Consider the following 17,193-nt stretch of genomic DNA (forward strand, 5'->3'; position numbering starts at 1 on the left):
ACCCTCTTCCATCCGAACATACCGACTGGTTAGTCTGCGATCACAGCGGAGCCGCAGTCGAAGGAGACTGATCGTGGAGACCCTGCAGGACAAGGGAGTTGTCGTCACCGGTGCCGGAGGCGGGATCGGGGCCGCGCTGGCCCGCCGGTTCGCCGCCGCCGGGGCGCGCGTCGTGGTCAACGACCTGGACGCGGCCAAGGCCAAGGCGGTGGCCGACGAGATCGGAGCCGTCTGCGTCCCGGGCGACGCGTCCACGATCGTGCCGGAGGCCAGAGACGCGCTCAGCGGCACCGTCGACGTGTACTGCGCCAACGCGGGCCTCGGCTCCGGCGGCTCGGAGGCCGCGCCAGAGGAGGTCTGGGCCACGGCCTGGGACGTCAACGTCATGGCCCACGTGCGCGCGGCCCACGCGCTGCTGCCCGAGTGGCTCGAGCGCGGCAGCGGCCGCTTCGTCTCCACCGTCTCGGCGGCGGGGCTGCTCACCATGATCGGCGCCGCGCCCTACAGCGTCACCAAGCACGGCGCGTACGCCTTCGCCGAGTGGCTCTCGCTGACGTACCGCCACCGCGGGATCGACGTCCACGCGATCTGCCCCCAGGGCGTGCGCACCGACATGCTCGCCGCCACCGGCACCGCGGGCGACCTCGTGCTCACCCCGACCGCGATCGAACCGGACGACGTCGCCCATGCCCTCTTCGCCGGGATGGAGGAGGGCCGCTTCCTGATCCTGCCGCACCCCGAGGTCGCCGAGTACTACCGCATCCGCGCCGCCGAACCGGACAAGTGGCTCACCGGCATGAACCACATCCAGCAGAAGTGGGAGGCGACGGAGCGGTGAGCGACTCCTCCACGGTCGGCTCCTCCACGGCCGCCGGTGCCTCCATCTACGCCGCCAAGCCCTGGCTCGGCCGCCTCAGCGAGGCCCAGCGCGGCCCGGTCGAGCCCGCCGCGTCCGTCGTGCACGCCTTCCGCGCCGCGGTGCTGAGGGCCCCCGAGCACACGGCCCTCGCCTATTTCGACGGGCGCCTGAGCTACCGCGAGACGGACGCACTCTCCGACTCCGTCGCCGGACATCTGGCCGCACGCGGGGTGGCGCGGGGCGACCGGGTCGCGATCCTCCTGCAGAACACCCCGCACTTCGTGATCGCGCTGCTCGGCGCGTGGAAGGCGGGGGCCACGGTCGTGCCGGTGAACCCCATGTACAAGTCGGCGGAGGTCGCGCACGTCCTCGCGGACGCCGACGTGACCGCGCTGATCTGCTCCGACCGCGCGTGGGAGTCGTATCTGCGCGAGACGGCCGCCGCCTCGCCCGTACGCGTCGTGCTCACCGCGTGCCAGCTCGACCTGCAGACCCGGGGCGACACCCGCGTCCTGGACTTCGAGCGGCTCCCGCAGGCCGCCGACGCCGACGACCTGGTGACCGTCGCCCGGCAGGGACTCCCGGCGCCCGGCGACCGGCAGCTGGGCCCCGCCGACATCGCGCTCATCAGCTACACGTCGGGTACGAGCGGCCGGCCCAAGGGCGCCATGAACACCCACGGCAACATCACCTACAACGCCGAGCGGCAGCGCACGGGCTCCGGCATCCCCGAGGGCGCCTGCTACTTCGCGATGGCGCCGCTCTTCCACATCACCGGCATGGTCGCGCAGGTCGCCGCCTGTCTGACCAACGCCGGCACCCTCGCGCTCGCGTACCGCTTCGAGGCCGGGGTCGTCCTGGACGCCTTCGCCGAGCACAAACCCGCGTACACCGTGGGCCCGTCCACGGCCTTCATGGCGCTCGCCGCCCACCCCTCCGTGACGCGGGAGCACTTCGACTCCTTCGCGATGATCTCCTCGGGCGGCGCGCCGCTGCCGCCCGCCCTGGTGGAGAAGTTCCGCGCGGGCTTCGGCCCCTACATCCACAACGGCTACGGCCTCACCGAGTGCACCGCGCCCTGCGCCTCCGTGCCGCCGGGCCAGGAGGCACCGGTCGACCCGGTCTCCGGCACCCTCGCCGTCGGCGTCCCCGGCCCCGAGACGGTCGTCAGGATCGTCGACGACCACGGCGCGGACGTCCCCTTCGGGGAACAGGGCGAGATCACCGTGCGCGGCCCGCAGGTCGTGCCCGGCTACTGGAAGCGCCCCGAAGCCACGGACGAGGCGTTCCCCGACGGCGAACTGCGCACCGGCGACATCGGCTTCATGGACGAGCAGGGCTGGCTCTATGTGGTCGACCGCAAGAAGGACATGATCAACGCCTCCGGTTTCAAGGTATGGCCGCGCGAGGTGGAGGACGTCCTCTACAGTCACGCAGCCGTCCGTGAGGCGGCGGTCATCGGTGTCCCGGACAGCTACCGGGGCGAGACGGTCAAGGCCTTCGTCAGCCTGCGCCCGCAGGCCGACGTGGCGCCGGACGACCTGGCGGCGTACTGCAAGGAACGGCTCGCGGCGTACAAGTACCCCCGCGCGGTCGAGATCCTGCCGGAGCTGCCGAAGACCACAAGTGGGAAGATCCTCCGGCGGGAACTGCGTTCCCGCAACGACACGGGCTCTCGGCACGACGAGAGCTGAATACCCCGAAAGGCAGGTGGCGGCAGTGGCCAGGACGACGGACGGTGACGGCACGCCCGTCCCTCAGCGGCTGCTCGCCGCCGCCACGCGGCTCTTCGCCGACCGCGGCTACGACCGCACATCGGTGCAGGAGATCGTGGAGTCGGCAGGCGTCACCAAGGGCGCGCTCTACCACTACTTCGGCTCGAAGGACGACCTCCTGCACGAGGTTTACGCGCGGGTGCTGCGCGTCCAGCAGGAGCGTCTCGACGCCTACGCGGACGCCGACGCCCCCATCGAGCAGCGGGTGCGGGACGCGGCGGCGGACGTGGTCGTCACGACGATCGACAACCTCGACGACGCCTCGATCTTCTTCCGCTCCATGCACCACCTGAGCCCGGAGAAGAACAAGCAGGTGCGCTCCGAGCGCCGCCGCTACCACGAGCGGTTCCGCGCGCTGATCGAGGAGGGCCAGGAGGCGGGCGTCTTCTCCAAGGCGACCCCCGCGGACCTGGTGGTGGACTACCACTTCGGCTCGGTCCACCACCTGTCCACCTGGTACCGCCCGAACGGCCCGCTGACCCCGCAGCAGGTCGCCGACCACTTGGCAGACCTGCTGCTGAGGGCGCTGCGGCCGTAGCAGTCCCTACAGGTACTTCTTCAGCTCCCGACGCGCCAGCGACCGCTGGTGCACCTCGTCCGGCCCGTCGGCCAGGCGCAGCGTCCGCGCGGAGGCCCACAGCTCGGCGAGCGGGAAGTCCTGGCTGACGCCGCCCGCGCCGTGCAGCTGGACCGCCTGGTCGAGGATGCCGACGACCGTGCGCGGGGTGGCGATCTTGATGGACTGGATCTCGGTGTGCGCGCCCTTGTTGCCCACGGTGTCCATGAGCCACGCGGTCTTCAGGACGAGAAGGCGCAGCTGCTCCACCGCGACGCGGGCGTCCGCGATCCACTCCTGGACGACGCCCTGCTGGGCGAGCGGCTTGCCGAAGGCCGTACGCGCCACCGCACGCCGGCACATCAGCTCGATGGCCCGCTCGGCCATGCCGATCAGGCGCATGCAGTGGTGGATGCGGCCGGGGCCCAGGCGCGCCTGCGCGATGGCGAAGCCGCCGCCCTCCTCGCCGATCAGGTTGCTCACGGGGACCCGGGCCCCGTCGAAGACGACCTCGGCGTGCCCGCCGTGGGAGTGGTCCTCGTAGCCGTACACCTGCATGGCGCGCCGTACCTCGACGCCCGGGGTGTCGCGCGGCACGAGGACCATGGACTGCTGGCGGCGGGGGTCGGAGCCCTCGGGGTCCGTCTTGCCCATCAGGATGAAGATCTGGCAGTCGGGGTTCATGGCCCCGGAGATGTACCACTTGCGCCCGGTGATGACGTACTCGTCACCCTCGCGCTCGATCAGCGTCGTGATGTTCGTGGCGTCGGACGAGGCGACCTCGGGCTCGGTCATCGCGAACGCCGAGCGGATCTCCCCCGCGAGCAGCGGCTCCAGCCACTGCTTCTTCTGCTCGTCGTTGCCGAACTGGGCGAGGACCTCCATGTTGCCGGTGTCCGGGGCGGCGCAGTTCAGCGCGGTGGGCGCCAGGTGCGGGGAGCGGCCCGTGATCTCGGCGAGGGGCGCGTACTGGAGGTTGGTGAGCCCCGCGCCGTGCTCGGCATCCGGAAGGAAGAGATTCCACAGCCCCTGCTTGCGGGCCTCGGCCTTCAGCTCGCCGACGATCGCCGGGGTGTCCCAGGGGGAGGCGAGCTGGGCGCGCTGCTCCTCGGCGACCTTCTCCGCCGGGTAGACGTGCTCGTCCATGAAGGTGAGGAGCCTGTCGCGCAGCTCTTCGGTACGGGCGTCGAATGCGAAGTCCATGGCTGTCTCAGCCTTCCTGTCGTCCTTGGAGGGTGGTGAGGCCGTGCTCGATGAAGACGGGGACCAGCTCCCCGATGCGGTCGAAGCCCGCGCCGACCGTCTGGCCGAGCGTGTACCGGTAGTGGATGCCCTCCAGGATCACGGCGAGCTTGAACCACGCGAACGCCGTGTACCAGGAGACCGCGGAGACGTCGCGTCCCGAGCGCGCGGCGTACCGCTCGATCAGCTCGGCGGCCTCCGGGTGGCCCGGTGCGCCCGCCGTGGTGCTGATGGGGGAGTCGGGCAGTTCGAGGCGGGTGCTGTACATGACCAGCAGGCCCAGGTCGGTGAGCGGATCGCCGAGGGTGGACATCTCCCAGTCGAGGATCGCCTTGATCTGGTCGTCCTCGCCGATCAGGACGTTGTCGAGGCGGTAGTCGCCGTGGACGACGGTGGGCGCGGGGGAGTCGGGAAGCTGCCGGCCCAGGGCGGCGTGCAGCTCGTCGATCCCCGCCAGGTCGCGGTTGCGCGAGGCGTCGAGCTGCTTGCCCCAGCGGCGCAGCTGGCGGTCGAGGAAACCCTCGGGCCGTCCGAAGTCACCGAGGCCGATCGCTTCCGGGGCCACGGAGTGCAGGTCGACGAGGGTGTCGACGAGCCCCAGGACCGCCGCGCGGGTGCGCTCGGCGCCCAGCGGCGCGAGCTCCTCGGCGGTGCGGTACGGCGTGCCGTCCACGAAGTCCATGACGTAGAACGGCGCCCCGAGCACGTCGACGTCCTCGCAGAGCAGCACCGGCGCGGGCACCGGGACCTCGGTCCCCCGGTGCAGGGCGCTGATCACGCGGTGCTCGCGCTTCATGTCGTGCGCGGTCGCCAGGACGTGCCCCAGCGGCGGCCGCCGTACGACCCACCGCGCGCGGCCGTCCGTCACGGCGTATGTCAGGTTCGACCGGCCGCCCTCGATCAGCCGGGCGGTGAGCGGGCCGCCCACGAGGCCCGGCCGCTCGCGGTCCAGATGGCCGCGCAACTGGTCGAGGTCGAGGCCTGGCGGATGGTCTGAGCTCATCTTCGCTCCTGGTCGGACGGTCGTCGTCTGGGTGCCGCGCCGCTGACGCGCGGCGTCGCGCTGACGTTCATGATGCCGACCAGTCGGTATGTAGTCCAGAGCGCAGTGGGAACGTGATCAGGATCGCGGCGGGGGCGAAGGTGCCCGTACAGGCCGATCCCCCGCCCCAGACTGCCAGTTGGCGCCCGTGCGGGGGAAGTCGGCGGGGGCGGTCGGCCCCTCGGTGTGGCCCTCAGGCCTCAGTGATCGTCCCAGTGCCCGTCGTGCGCCGCGTGCCGGTGGCCGTCGTGCACGTAGTCCACGTGGTCGCCGTGCAGCACCGAGCTGTGCCCGCAGCCCTCGCCGTGGCGGTGGTCGTGCCCCTCGTGCACGGAGTGCTCGTCCGGCTCGCACTCGTCCCAGTGGCCGGAGTGCAGGCGGTGCATGTGGCCGTCGTGCGCGTAGTCGACGTGGTCGCCGTGCGGCACCTCGGCGTGCCCGCAGGCCGGGCCGTGGACATGCTCGTGGACGGGGTGTTCGTGGTGGAGCGTGGTCATGGCGAGTGCACCTTCTGTGGGAGGGGGTGACTCTCTCAGGCTAGTACTCGATGCCCCTTTGGTGGGGATATGGAAGCCTCGTTGATGTTTCCACCACCGGACCCCACCGGACCAGCCCCGCACCCTTGCCCCACCAGGGCGATTCCACGAAGGCGCTCCCAGGAAGCCGACCCCATGAAGGCGATCAGCTACCGCCGGTACGGCGGCCCCGAAGTCCTCGAGTACGGCGATGTGCGCGACCCCAAGGTCGGCCCCGACTCCGTCCTCGTGAAAGTCCGCGCCGCCTCGGTGAACCCCGTCGACTGGAAGTGCATGGGCGGGCATCTCGACGGCATCCTCGACCCCGTCTTCCCGGTGATCCCGGGCTGGGACGTCGCGGGCGTCGTGGTGCAGCCGGGCGCCTCCGTCCCGGAGTACGTGGTGGGGGACGAGGTCATCGGCTACGTACGCGAGGACTTCCTCTCCCGCGGCACCTTCGCCGAGTACGTGGCGGCCCCCGTGCGCACCCTGGCCCGCAAACCGCGCAACCTCACCTTCGAGGAGGCCGCGGGCCTGCCGCTCACCGGGCTCACCGCCTATCAGGTGATCGTCAAGACGCTCGCGGTGACCGAGGGCGAGGTCGTCCTCGTGCACGCGGCGGCCGGTGGCGTCGGCTCGATCGCCGTCCAGCTGGCCCGGCACGCGGGCGCCCGCGTCATCGGCACCGCGAGCGAGCGCAACCACGACTACCTGCGGGAACTCGGCGCGGAGCCGGTCACCTACGGCGACGGTCTGGCCGACCGCGTGCGGGCCCTCGCCCCGGACGGGGTGGACGCGGCCTTCGACACGGTCGGCGGCGACACCCTCAAGGTGTCCGCCGACCTCCTCGCGCCCGACGGCCGCCTCGCCTCGATCGCGGACGGCGCGGTCATCGGCCTCGGCGGCCACTACTGCTTCGTACGGCCGGACGCGGACGACCTCCGGCGCCTCACGCAGCTCGTGGAGCAGGGCGTCGTCACGGTCCACGTCTCCGAGACGTTCCCGCTGGAACGGGCGGCGGACGCGTACCGCCTGAACGCGGAGGGCCGCACCCGGGGCAAGATCGTCGTCACGGTGGACTGGACGGCGGAGGACGGCCCCTCCCAGCACTGAGGGCCGTGCATCCCGAGGGGCCGCTCAGAACACCATGGCCGTCGCGCACACCGCCAGCGCCATCGTGCACAGCGCGGCCGTCGCCGCGGCCCGCGCCAAAAGCCGCGGCGGCCTGCTGCTCGCGGCGAGCTCGGTCATCCTGCGGTGCGCCACGACCAGGAAACCGAGCCACAAAAGCAGGCAGAGGGCGCAGGCGACGACGGCCACCGCGGTGGTGCCCTCCTGGAGGGCGGCGCGCGCCGCGAGGACCGCGGCGACGGTGCACGACAGCGTCGTACGCCGCCAGGCGAGCCGGGTGCGCTCCGGCTGCAGCCCCGGATCGCGCGCGGGAACGGCCCCCTCGCCCCGGTCGGTCACCCCTCCCACCCGAAGAGCACGACGACGACCATGGCGAGCGCCACGACCGCGACGGCCAGGCTCAGGACGGTCGGGAAGCGCGAGACGGGCAGATCGTCGCCGCGCCGCATCGCCCGCTCGCAGCGCACCCAGTGGTTGACCGCGCGCAACGAGCTGAGCACGCCCGCGGCGAGCAGGGCGAGTGCGAGCCCGATGCGCCACCCCCAGCGCAGGTCCGGCAGGAACTGGTCCACCGCGAAACCACCGCCGATGAGGGCGAGCGCGGTGCGCAGCCAGGCGAGGAAGGTGCGCTCGTTGGCGAGCGAGAAGCGGTAGTCGGGGGTGTCGCCCTCGTCACGGATCCGCTCGGGCGCGAACCACAGACGCAGGCTCTGTACGAAGTTGCTCACTTGCCGACCCTAGCTGGCGCGATGTTCCCGCAGCCGTTCGTACGCCGCGAGCCCGTCCGGCACCCAGTCCCACTCGCCGAGGCGCTGCTCCAGCTCCTCGTCGCTGAGGAAGGCGTGCCAGGCGACCTCCTCGGCCTGCGGGTCCACCGGCAGGTCGCAGCGCACCTCGTAGAGGTACGACCACCAGCTGTGGCCCGCGCCGTCCTCGTACAGGAACTTGAACAGCGGTGTGGGCCGCGGCAGTCCGTGGACGCCGAGTTCCTCCTCCGCCTCGCGCAGGGCGGCGTCGTCGTAGGACTCGCCGGCCCCGACGACACCGCCGACGAACATGTCGTACATCGAGGGGAAGACCAGCTTGACCGGTGTGCGGCGGTGCACGAACACGCGGCCCTCGGCGTCCCGTGCCTGGATGAACACGCAACGGTGGCGCAGGCCGCGCGCGTACACCTCACCGCGCGGGGCCTCGCCGACGACCTCGTCGTTCTCGTCGACGATGGACAGGATCTCTTCGCTGGGATCGGGGGGATCGGGCACGGTCCGGCTGTTCGTCGTCATGCCGTCCATCCAACCCCACCCCGCCGAGCGGCCGGTCTCACTGCCCCATGACGTACTTGACGGTGGGGCCCGCGGTCCAGCCGCCGTCGACGGCGAGCTCGGCGCCGGTCACGTACGAGGCGGCGTCGGAGAGCAGGAAGACCATGGCGCCCGCGATCTCGTGCGGCTCGCCGACCCGGCCCATCGGGGTGTTGGGGTACTTGCCCTCGCCCCTCTCGATGCCCACCTGCGCGGTCATCGGGGTGTACGTCATGCCCGGGTGGACGGAGTTGACGCGGATGCGGGCGGTGCCGAGCTCCACGGCGCCGATCTTGGTGAGGCCGCGGACGCCCCACTTGGACGCGCCGTAACCGGCGGTGAGCGCCAGGCCCATGAGCCCGGCCGCCGACGAGATGTTGACGATGGAGCCGCCGCCGGCCTCCTTCATGGCCGGGACGACGCTCTTCATGCCGATGAAGACGCCGGTGAGATTGATGTCGAGGACCTTGCGGAAGTGCTCGACGGACTCCGACTCCAGGAACTGGCCCGTGGAGATACCGGCGTTGTTGACCAGGCCGTGCACCCCGCCGAACTCGGCGACCGCGAGGGCCACGACGCGCTGCCAGTCCTCCTCCGACGTCACGTCGTGGTGCGCGAAGCGGGCGCGCTCGCCGAGCTCGGCGGCGGTGACCTCGCCCTCCTTGTCGAGCACGTCGGTCAGGACGACGTTGGCACCGGCGGCGACCGCCTGGCGTGCGGCCTCGGCACCGAGGCCGCGGGCGGCTCCGGTGATGACGACGGTCTTGCCGGTGAGGTCGTGCGCTGCGCTCATGGTTCTCTCCGCTGGACGGGGGCCCGAAGCAGGGCCGTGGTGGTCTCGACGAGATCCGCGAGGAAGAGCGGTTCGTCGGTCAGGGGGGTGGTGCCGGCCAGGTACTGGCCCGCGCGGTCGGCCATGGCGGCGCCGATCAGGGTGAGCGCGAGGTCGAGGCGCTCCAGCCGCAGCGGCTCGGGGAGGTCGGTGAGGCAGTCCTCCACGCGGCCGATCAGACCCCAGTAGACGGTGCCGTCGAGGGCCGGGTGCGGGGTGCGGGTGCGGACGCCGCTCTCGTGGCTGAGCTGGGCCGAGATGCGCAGGCAGCGGCGGCCGCGGCCCGAGCGGAGCTCGGTGGCCTCCGCGTGCACCAGGGCCGTGAGCAGCCCCCGGAGTCCGTCCGCCGCCTGGTCCAGCTCGGCGGTGAGCATCTTCTCCGTACGGGACTGGCGCTCGGCCATGACGGCGTCCAGGAGGCCCGCGCGGCTGCCGAAGTGGTACTGCACGGCGGAGGGGTTGCTCTGTCCCGCGAGCCGCACGATGTCCCGCAGCTGCGCGCCGTGCACGCCTTGCGCGGCGAACACCTCCTCGCCCGCACGGATCAGTTTCTCGCGGGTCTCGGGTCCTGAGGTCCTGGCCATGAGGTCAACGTAATGCTGGCCATTATTAAAAGCGAGGCGCTGTTCCAGGAGCCAGACGGTTGACGCCGCTCCCGTGGTTACTCAGGATCTGACTCACCAGTAAGCCCCTGCTTAGGAGGAACCCCCGGATGGCCTACGACGCAGACGTCATCGTGATCGGCGCGGGCCTCGCCGGCCTCGCCGCCACCGCGGAACTCGTCGACGCGGGCCGCCGGGTCATCCTCGTCGACCAGGAGCCCGAGCAGTCGCTCGGCGGCCAGGCGCACTGGTCCTTCGGCGGGCTCTTCTTCGTCGACTCCCCGGAGCAGCGCAGGCTCCGCATCAAGGACTCCCGCGCCCTGGCCCTCCAGGACTGGATGGGCACGGCCGCCTTCGACCGCCCCGAGGACCACTGGCCCCGCAAATGGGCCGAGGCGTACGTCGACTTCGCCGCGGGCGAGAAGCGGCCCTGGCTGTACGGGCAGGGCGTGCGGTTCTTCCCCGTGGTGGGCTGGGCCGAGCGCGGCGGCTATGACGCGCAGGGGCACGGCAACTCCGTGCCGCGCTTCCACATCACCTGGGGCACGGGTCCCGGCCTCGTCGCCCCCTTCGAGCGCCGAGTGCGCGAAGGCGTGGCCCGCGGTCTCGTACAGCTCAAGTTCCGCCACCGCGTGTCGGCCCTGTCCCGCAGCGCGGGCAGCGTCGACACCGTGAGCGGCGAGGTCCTCGAACCCTCCGACGCCGAGCGCGGCACGGCCAGCAGCCGCGAGGTCACCGGCTCCTTCGAGTTCCGGGCCCAGGCGGTGATCGTCACCTCCGGCGGCATCGGCGGCAACCACGACCTCGTGCGCGCCAACTGGCCCGAGCGTCTCGGCACCCCGCCGGAGCGAATGGTCTCCGGGGTGCCCGCGCACGTCGACGGCCGGATGCTCGGCATCACCGAGGACGCGGGCGCGCGGCTCATCAACCGCGACCGCATGTGGCACTACACCGAGGGCATCCAGAACTGGAACCCCATCTGGGACAACCATGGCATCCGCATCCTGCCGGGCCCCTCCTCGCTCTGGCTCGACGCGCGCGGCGACCGGCTGCCCGTGCCGCTCTTCCCCGGCTTCGACACCCTCGGCACGCTCGAACACATCATGAAGTCGGGGTACGAATACACCTGGTTCGTGCTCAACCAGCGCATCATCGGCAAGGAGTTCACGCTCAGCGGCTCCGAACAGAACCCCGACCTCACCGGCAAGTCCGTGCGCGGCGTCATCGACCGGGCGCGCGCGGACGTGGCGGCCCCGGTGAAGGCGTTCATGGACAACGGCGCCGACTTCGTCGTGGAGAAGGACCTCTCCTCCCTGGTGCGCGGCATGAACGCGCTTACCAAGGAGCCCCTGATCGACGAGGCCGCGCTGCGCCGCACCATCACCGCGCGCGACCGCGAGATCGCCAACCCCTTCACCAAGGACCTCCAGGTCACCGCGATCCACGGAGCCCGCAAGTTCCTCGGCGACCGGCTCATCAGGGCCGCCGCCCCGCACCGCATCCTCGACCCCAAGGCGGGCCCGCTCGTCGCGGTGCGGCTCAACATCCTCACCCGCAAGACCCTCGGCGGCCTGGAGACCGACCTGTCCTCGCGCGTCCTGGCCCAGGGCGGCGAACCGCTGCCCGGTGTGTACGCGGCGGGAGAGGCGGCCGGTTTTGGCGGCGGGGGAGTGCACGGCTACCGCTCGCTCGAAGGCACCTTCCTCGGCGGCTGCCTCTTCTCGGGGCGCACCGCGGGCCGGGCGGCAGCCAAGTCCGTTGGCTGAACGCCGCGTTCGTCGCGTCGTGGCGTGATCGTCGCCGCTTGTCCGAATCGTGTCCTGTCGGCCAACACCGCAGGTGGGGGGTGAAGTCTTAAGGTTCTGAAACGAGTTGGTGAAGGGGCCCGGGTAAGGCAGACCTTGACTGGAGGGCTGCCTACCGCTTTGCTGTGCGTGATCATCCGTACGCGAGCCGCGCCGGGGAGGAAGTCCCGCGGTGTCACCACCCCCACCCCCCTTGGGCCGTTCCCGCAAGCGAGCGGCCTACGCCTTCGACCCCGCACTCGACGACGCCGAACTCGTGGACGCCCGCACCGCCTTGGCCCAGGGCCGCTGGACCGAGGTCCGCGCGCTGCTCGCCGCCACCGGCGACGACTGGGACCGCAGGGGCCACCGGTTCGACGTACTCGCGCAGGAGCCCACCACCACCGCCTGGGCCCGTGACTGGCGGCTCGCCGAGCCGGAGAGCACCGATGTCCTCGTGCTGCTCGCCTATGCCTCGGTGCACCTCGCGCTGCGCGGCAAGGGGCGCTCGGAGAAGGCGCGCGAGGCCTGCCGTGAGGTGGCCGCGCTGCTGCCCGTCGACCCCACGCCGTGGCTCGCGCTGCTCACCCTGGAGCGTTCACTCGGCCGCGAGGAGGACGTCGTCCGGCTCTTCGACGAGGTCCGCCACCGGCACCCCGAGCACCACCACGCCCACCACCTGATGGTGGCCAGGCTTGCCGAGCGGCGCCCCGCCGCGGGCCAGGACCCGCTGCACGAGGTGTACGACTTCGCCGCCTGGGCGGCCGAACAGGCGCCCGAGGACTCGCCGTTGGCGGTCCTGCCGGTCATCGCCCACGCCGAGCGCTACCGCGTGCTGGCCGCCGCGGGCAGCGAGCCCGTGAACCCGGCGGCCTCCGAGCACTGGACGGGGCGCCGGGCCCGGCAGGTCATGAAGGCCGCCTTCGACTGGTGGCTGGAGTGGCAGATGCCCACGGCCAGGGTCCACCCGCGCGGCCTCGTCGACCTCAACTTCCTCGCCCACGCCAAGTTCTGCGAGGGCCGGGCGGCCGAGGCGGCCGCCCTCTTCCACCGCATCGGGCGGCACGCGACCCGAGCCCCCTGGTCGTACCCGGACCGGGACCCGTACAAGGCGTTCACCGCCGCGCGCGGCGCCGCGCTCGGCTCCGCCTGACCCACGCACCAACCGGCGATTCGAAAGGACAACCGCGCCATGGCGACGGGCAGTTCGAGCAGCACGAGCGACACGAGACCCGCGAGCAAAGCCGCCGAGGGCGCTGCCGGCGGGATCAGCACGTACAAGGGTCAGGAGACGGCACTGCGCGCCGGCCGCCTCGGCACGGCGGGCCTCCTGTTGTCCGTGCTCGCGGCGACCGGGCCGCTCATGGTCGTCGCCGGTGTCATGCCCACCACATACGGCGTGATGGGTGTGGTCGGACAGCCGCTGCTCTTCCTCATCCTCGGTGTGGTCCTCGGCCTGTTCAGCTTCGGCTACGCCGAGATGAGCCGCCACGTCCACAACGCCGGCGCCTTCTACGCGTACATATCGAGGGGCCTGGGAGGCACCGCGGGCGCGGGCGCCTCGCTGGTCGCGCTCGTCGCCTACAGCGTGCTGCAGGCGGGGCTCTACGGCCTCCTCGGCTTCGAGGTGTCCGGGCTGCTCCACACCTACTTCGACGTCGAAGTCGCCTGGTGGATACCGGCACTCGTCACCGTGGCCGTCGTCGCGGTGCTCGCCTGGCTGAAGATCGACCTGAACGCGCGTGTCCTCGGCGTGCTGCTGCTCATCGAGGTGGCGCTCGTCGTCATCTTCGACATCGCGGCCATCGCGGACCCGGCCAAGGAAGGCCTGTCCATGCAGGCGTTCCACTTCGACACCCTCACGGGCGCGGGCGTCGCCACCTCGCTCTGCTTCTGCATCGCCGCCTTCACCGGCTTCGAGCAGGCCCCCGTGTACGCGGAGGAGACCGACCGCCCGCAGGTCGTCGTCGCCCGCGTGATGTTCTTCGCGGTGGGCTTCGTCGCGATCTTCTTCGCGATCAGCTCCTGGGCGCTCTCGGTCGCCGCGGGCCCCTCCAACATCGTCTCCGCCGCGCAGGAACAGAGCGCCGGGCTGCTCTTCGGGCTCACCGAATCCCGGCTCGGCGGCACCTTCACCGACGTACTCCATGTCCTGTTCGTGACGGGCATGTTCGCGGCGATCCTCTCCTTCCACAACGTGGTCGCGCGCTACGCCTTCGCCATGGGCCGCGAGGGGCTGCTGCCCGCCGCGTTCGGCAGGACCAACACCTCGACCGGCGCCCCCGGCACCGGCTCGCTGCTCCAGACGGTCATCTCCGTGCTGATCGTCGTGGCCTTCGCGGTCACCGACGACGGCCCGTTCGGCGACCCGACCGCCCCGGTCCTGCACCTGTTCACCTGGGGCGGGAACATCGGCGCCCTCGGCGTCATCCTCCTGATGGCCACGGCGTCCGTCGCGGTCATCGTCTTCTTCGTGCGGCGCGGCGCCGCGCGCGCCCAGGCCTGGCGCATCACCGCGTCCGCGCTCGCCGCGGTCGGCCTGCTCGTCATCGCGGGTTACACGGTCAAGGACTTCGACGTCCTGGTCGGCGCCGACTCCGGCTCGGCGCTCAGCTGGGTGCTGCCCGGCATCATCCTGCTCGCCGCCCTGATCGGCGTGCTCTACGGCCTGTTCCTGCGCTCGACCAAGCCGGAGGCGCACGCACGGATCGGTCTGGGCAACGAGGCGTTCCAGCTGGAGAAGGCGGCGAAGACGCCGGGCGAGTAGCCGGGCGAGCAAAAGGGCCCGCCGAATGTGACGGAACGCTGACGGACACCCGCTGCCCCTGTACCCCGGGGGCCGCGGGTGCTCGAATCGAGGGGTGACGACCTCCCCTCAGCACCCGCCCGAAGAGGACCACGGCGGCGGCGCGCCGGTCGGCCGCCGGCTGGTCCTGGGCATGCTCGGCCTCGGTGCCCTGGGCGTGGCCGCCGCGCCACCGCTCCAGCGGGGCCTGGAAGCCTTCCTGGGCGCCGCCTCCGACAAGGACCCCACGGGCTTGACGGACCTGCTCCCGAACGGCGGCGGCTTCCGCTACTACTCGGTGGCCGCGTCCGTCCCGCACAAGAACGCGGCGACGTACCGCCTCAAGATCGACGGCCTGGTGGAACGCGAGACCGACTACACGCCGGCCGAGCTGCGCGCCCTGCCGCAGACCCGCCTCGTGCGTGACGTCCAGTGCGTGACGGGCTGGCGAGTACCGAGCACGCCGTTCGAGGGCGTGCGGCTCTCCCGCCTGCTCGACGCGGCAGGCGTACGCCCCACTGCCCGCGCCGTCCGCTTCACCTGCTTCGACGGGACGTACAGCGAGAGCCTGACCCTGAAGCAGGCCCGGCGCGCGGACGTCCTGGTGGCGCTGCGCATGCAGGACAAGGACCTGGGCCACACCCACGGCGGCCCGGCCCGCCTCTACGTCGCCCCCATGTACTTCTACAAGTCGGCGAAGTGGCTCTCCGGGATCACGCTCACGGACGAGGTGGAGCCCGGCGCAGCGGTGGGTGCACCGGGTGACGGCCCTCCTGATGGGGGTCTGCGTCGCGACCGCCGCGTGCCTCTACCTTCCGCAGCTCGCCGAGCTGGTGGGGCGCCGCGCGCTGGTGGTGACCGTCCACGAATGGTCGGGTCTGCTGCTCCCGGCCCCCTTCCTGGCGGGCCTCGCCTCCCGGGCCTTCCGCGGCGACCTGCGCCTCCTGAACCGCTTCGGGCCGCACGACAGGGCCTGGCTGCGGCGCCGGAATCCGCACCGCAGGGCGGGGAAGTTCAACGCGGGCCAGAAGCTGTACGCGGGCTGGCTGGCGGGGGCGGTCCTGGTGATGCTGGGCACGGGCCTGCTGATGTGGTTCACGGACCTCGCCCCGCTGGCCTGGCGCACGGGAAGCACGTTCGTCCACGACTGGCTGGCGCTGGCGCTCGGCGTGGTGATCGCCGGTCACGTGGGGATGGCGTGGGCGGACCCGGAGGCGCGGCGGGGGATGCGGACCGGGTCGGTGGACGCGGAGTGGGCGGAGCGTCGGCATCCGCTGTGGCGCAAGTAAGGCAAACGCCGGACGGGCTGAATATTCCGGCCCGTCCGGCGCTTGAGGATGCTCCGACCCCCGCTAGATCACCAGGGACAGCAGAAGAACGAACCCGCCCGCGACCACGGAGATGATCGTCTCCATCACGGACCAGGTCTTGATCGTCTGCCCGACGCTCATACCGAAGTACTCCTTCACCAGCCAGAACCCCGCGTCGTTCACGTGCGAGAAGAAGAGCGAACCCGCTCCGATGGCCAGCACGAGCAGCGCCGTATGCGTGTCGCTCATGTTCGCGGCCAGCGGTGCCACGAGGCCCGCGGCCGAGATGGTGGCCACGGTCGCCGAACCCGTGGCGAGGCGGATCACCACGGCGATCAGCCACGCGAGCAGCAGCGCCGGAATCGACCAGTCCTCGGAGATCTCCAGGACCATCTTGCCGACACCCGAGTTGATGAGCGTCTGCTTGAAGCCGCCACCCGCACCGACGATCATCAGCACACCGGCGATCGGCGCGAGCGACTTCTCGACGGTGGTGGAGAGACGCTCCTTCGTGAAGCCGGCCGCACGGCCCAGCGTGAACATGCCCACGATGACCGCGGTGAGCAGCGCGATCAGCGGCGATCCGACGACGTCGAAGACGCGCTGAACCGTGTGCTCGGGGTTGTCGACGATGATGTCGACCAGGGCCTTGGCCAGCATCATCACGACGGGCAGCAGCACGGTCGCGACCGTCACGCCGAACCCGGGACGCTTCTCCAGGTCCTCCGAAGGACGCTGCGGCGTCATCTTCTCGGGGACGGGGACGTCCACCCACTTCGCCGCGTACTTCGAGAAGACCGGTCCGGCGATGATCACCGTCGGGATGGCGACGAGCACGCCGAGCGCGAGGGTGATGCCGAGGTTCGCGTCCACCGCGTCGATCGCGACCAGCGGGCCGGGGTGCGGCGGGATGAGCCCGTGCATCACGGACAGACCGGCCAGGGCCGGGATGCCGATCCGCATCAGCGAGTAGTTGCCGCGCTTGGCGACCATCAGGACGACCGGGATCAGCAGCACGATGCCGACCTCGAAGAAGAGCGGGAGCCCGATCACCGAGGCGATCAGGACCATCGCCCACGGCATGGAGCGCCCGCCCGCCTTGGCGAGGATCGTGTCGACGATCTGGTCCGCGCCGCCGGAGTCGGCGAGCAGCTTGCCGAGGATCGCGCCGAGCGCGATCAGCACACCCACGCCCGCGACCGTCGAGCCGAGACCCGTGGTGAAGCTGGCGATCGCCTTGTCGAGCGGGGCGCCCGCGAAGGCGCCGAGGGCGAGCGAACCAATGGTCAGGGCCAGGAACGCGTGCAGCTTGAACTTCGTGATGAGCAGGACGATGACGGCGATGCCCGCGAGGACGGCGATACCCAGCTGGGCATGGCCAGCGGAGGTGATCGGCTCGACGGCGTCCGCTGCCAGCATCTCAACGCTGAGACTGGTCACGGTGTCTTCCTTGTACGTC

The 17,193-nt window shown here is 71.4% G+C and carries 17 protein-coding genes and 1 pseudogene; 9 read left to right on the forward strand and 9 right to left on the reverse strand.

All coding sequences use genetic code 11. From position 1 onward, the window contains the following. The first annotated feature begins 70 nt into the window (after positions 1-70). From ACWFRU_RS25980 to ACWFRU_RS25990, 3 genes are read left to right on the forward strand one after another with little or no spacing between them, the layout of a single operon-like run. Positions 71-838, forward strand: a complete 768-nt coding sequence (locus ACWFRU_RS25980; protein ID WP_453690732.1) for an SDR family NAD(P)-dependent oxidoreductase — start codon at positions 71-73, stop codon at positions 836-838. After that, positions 835-2,553 carry a class I adenylate-forming enzyme family protein gene (locus ACWFRU_RS25985; RefSeq protein ID WP_453690581.1) on the forward strand — a complete coding sequence of 573 codons (1,719 nt, stop codon included), beginning with the start codon at positions 835-837 and terminating at the stop codon, positions 2,551-2,553. The genes ACWFRU_RS25980 and ACWFRU_RS25985 overlap by 4 nt, the downstream gene beginning before the upstream one ends. A gap of 25 nt (positions 2,554-2,578) precedes the next feature. Next, positions 2,579-3,172 (forward strand): TetR/AcrR family transcriptional regulator, encoded by a 594-nt coding sequence (locus tag ACWFRU_RS25990; RefSeq protein ID WP_453445059.1) that lies wholly within the window; start codon positions 2,579-2,581, stop codon positions 3,170-3,172. A 6-nt stretch (positions 3,173-3,178) separates the two neighbouring features. On the opposite strand, the gene ACWFRU_RS25995 is transcribed toward ACWFRU_RS25990, so the two are convergent. The 3 genes from ACWFRU_RS25995 to ACWFRU_RS26005 form a co-directional block, all read right to left on the reverse strand. Next, entirely contained in the window at positions 3,179-4,393 is a 1,215-nt protein-coding gene (locus tag ACWFRU_RS25995) for an acyl-CoA dehydrogenase family protein (RefSeq protein WP_453690582.1), read from the reverse strand. Positions 4,394-4,400: 7 nt separating this feature from the next. After that, positions 4,401-5,435 carry a phosphotransferase family protein gene (locus ACWFRU_RS26000; protein WP_453690583.1) on the reverse strand — a complete coding sequence of 345 codons (1,035 nt, stop codon included), beginning with the start codon at positions 5,433-5,435 and terminating at the stop codon, positions 4,401-4,403. 239 nt (positions 5,436-5,674) lie between these two features. After that, positions 5,675-5,971, reverse strand: a complete 297-nt coding sequence (locus tag ACWFRU_RS26005; protein WP_453690584.1) for a hypothetical protein — start codon at positions 5,969-5,971, stop codon at positions 5,675-5,677. A gap of 174 nt (positions 5,972-6,145) precedes the next feature. Here ACWFRU_RS26005 and ACWFRU_RS26010 point away from each other — a divergent pair, with 174 nt between their 5' ends. Beyond that, positions 6,146-7,102 (forward strand): NADP-dependent oxidoreductase, encoded by a 957-nt coding sequence (locus tag ACWFRU_RS26010; RefSeq protein WP_453690585.1) that lies wholly within the window; start codon positions 6,146-6,148, stop codon positions 7,100-7,102. A gap of 24 nt (positions 7,103-7,126) precedes the next feature. Here the strand turns inward: ACWFRU_RS26010 and ACWFRU_RS26015 are convergent, their stop codons facing one another. From ACWFRU_RS26015 to ACWFRU_RS26035, 5 genes are read right to left on the reverse strand one after another with little or no spacing between them, the layout of a single operon-like run. Continuing rightward, positions 7,127-7,468 (reverse strand): DUF202 domain-containing protein, encoded by a 342-nt coding sequence (locus ACWFRU_RS26015; protein WP_453690586.1) that lies wholly within the window; start codon positions 7,466-7,468, stop codon positions 7,127-7,129. After that, positions 7,456-7,848 (reverse strand): YidH family protein, encoded by a 393-nt coding sequence (locus ACWFRU_RS26020; RefSeq protein WP_361052801.1) that lies wholly within the window; start codon positions 7,846-7,848, stop codon positions 7,456-7,458. The genes ACWFRU_RS26015 and ACWFRU_RS26020 overlap by 13 nt, the downstream gene beginning before the upstream one ends. A 9-nt stretch (positions 7,849-7,857) precedes the next feature. Continuing rightward, the gene (locus ACWFRU_RS26025) at positions 7,858-8,403 is read right to left on the reverse strand and encodes an NUDIX hydrolase (protein ID WP_453690587.1); all 546 of its coding nucleotides are present in this window, start codon (positions 8,401-8,403) and stop codon (positions 7,858-7,860) included. 37 nt (positions 8,404-8,440) lie between these two features. Continuing rightward, positions 8,441-9,214, reverse strand: a complete 774-nt coding sequence (locus ACWFRU_RS26030) for a glucose 1-dehydrogenase (protein ID WP_453690588.1) — start codon at positions 9,212-9,214, stop codon at positions 8,441-8,443. After that, positions 9,211-9,837 carry a TetR/AcrR family transcriptional regulator gene (locus ACWFRU_RS26035; RefSeq protein WP_453690589.1) on the reverse strand — a complete coding sequence of 209 codons (627 nt, stop codon included), beginning with the start codon at positions 9,835-9,837 and terminating at the stop codon, positions 9,211-9,213. Before ACWFRU_RS26035 ends, ACWFRU_RS26030 begins: the two co-directional genes overlap by 4 nt. A gap of 128 nt (positions 9,838-9,965) precedes the next feature. Here ACWFRU_RS26035 and ACWFRU_RS26040 point away from each other — a divergent pair, with 128 nt between their 5' ends. The 5 genes and pseudogenes from ACWFRU_RS26040 to ACWFRU_RS26060 all read left to right on the forward strand — a co-directional run bounded on the left by ACWFRU_RS26040 (position 9,966) and on the right by ACWFRU_RS26060 (position 15,713). Continuing rightward, positions 9,966-11,621, forward strand: a complete 1,656-nt coding sequence (locus tag ACWFRU_RS26040; protein WP_365820829.1) for an FAD-binding dehydrogenase — start codon at positions 9,966-9,968, stop codon at positions 11,619-11,621. Between the two features lie 211 nt (positions 11,622-11,832). After that, positions 11,833-12,792, forward strand: a complete 960-nt coding sequence (locus ACWFRU_RS26045; protein ID WP_453690590.1) for a hypothetical protein — start codon at positions 11,833-11,835, stop codon at positions 12,790-12,792. Between the two features lie 39 nt (positions 12,793-12,831). Next, positions 12,832-14,406 carry an APC family permease gene (locus tag ACWFRU_RS26050; protein ID WP_453690591.1) on the forward strand — a complete coding sequence of 525 codons (1,575 nt, stop codon included), beginning with the start codon at positions 12,832-12,834 and terminating at the stop codon, positions 14,404-14,406. A gap of 172 nt (positions 14,407-14,578) precedes the next feature. Next, positions 14,579-15,166, forward strand: a pseudogene (locus tag ACWFRU_RS26055) (molybdopterin-dependent oxidoreductase); the annotation flags it as partial. A 34-nt stretch (positions 15,167-15,200) separates the two neighbouring features. Further along, a complete protein-coding gene (locus ACWFRU_RS26060) occupies positions 15,201-15,713 on the forward strand; it encodes a cytochrome b/b6 domain-containing protein (RefSeq protein WP_453690733.1) in 513 nt (170 codons plus the stop codon). Positions 15,714-15,776: 63 nt separating this feature from the next. On the opposite strand, the gene ACWFRU_RS26065 is transcribed toward ACWFRU_RS26060, so the two are convergent. Further along, positions 15,777-17,174, reverse strand: coding sequence for a GntT/GntP/DsdX family permease (locus ACWFRU_RS26065; protein WP_453690592.1), 1,398 nt, complete (start codon positions 17,172-17,174; stop codon positions 15,777-15,779). Positions 17,175-17,193: the final 19 nt, after the last annotated feature.

This window comes from Streptomyces sp. NPDC055099 (assembly GCF_053607685.1).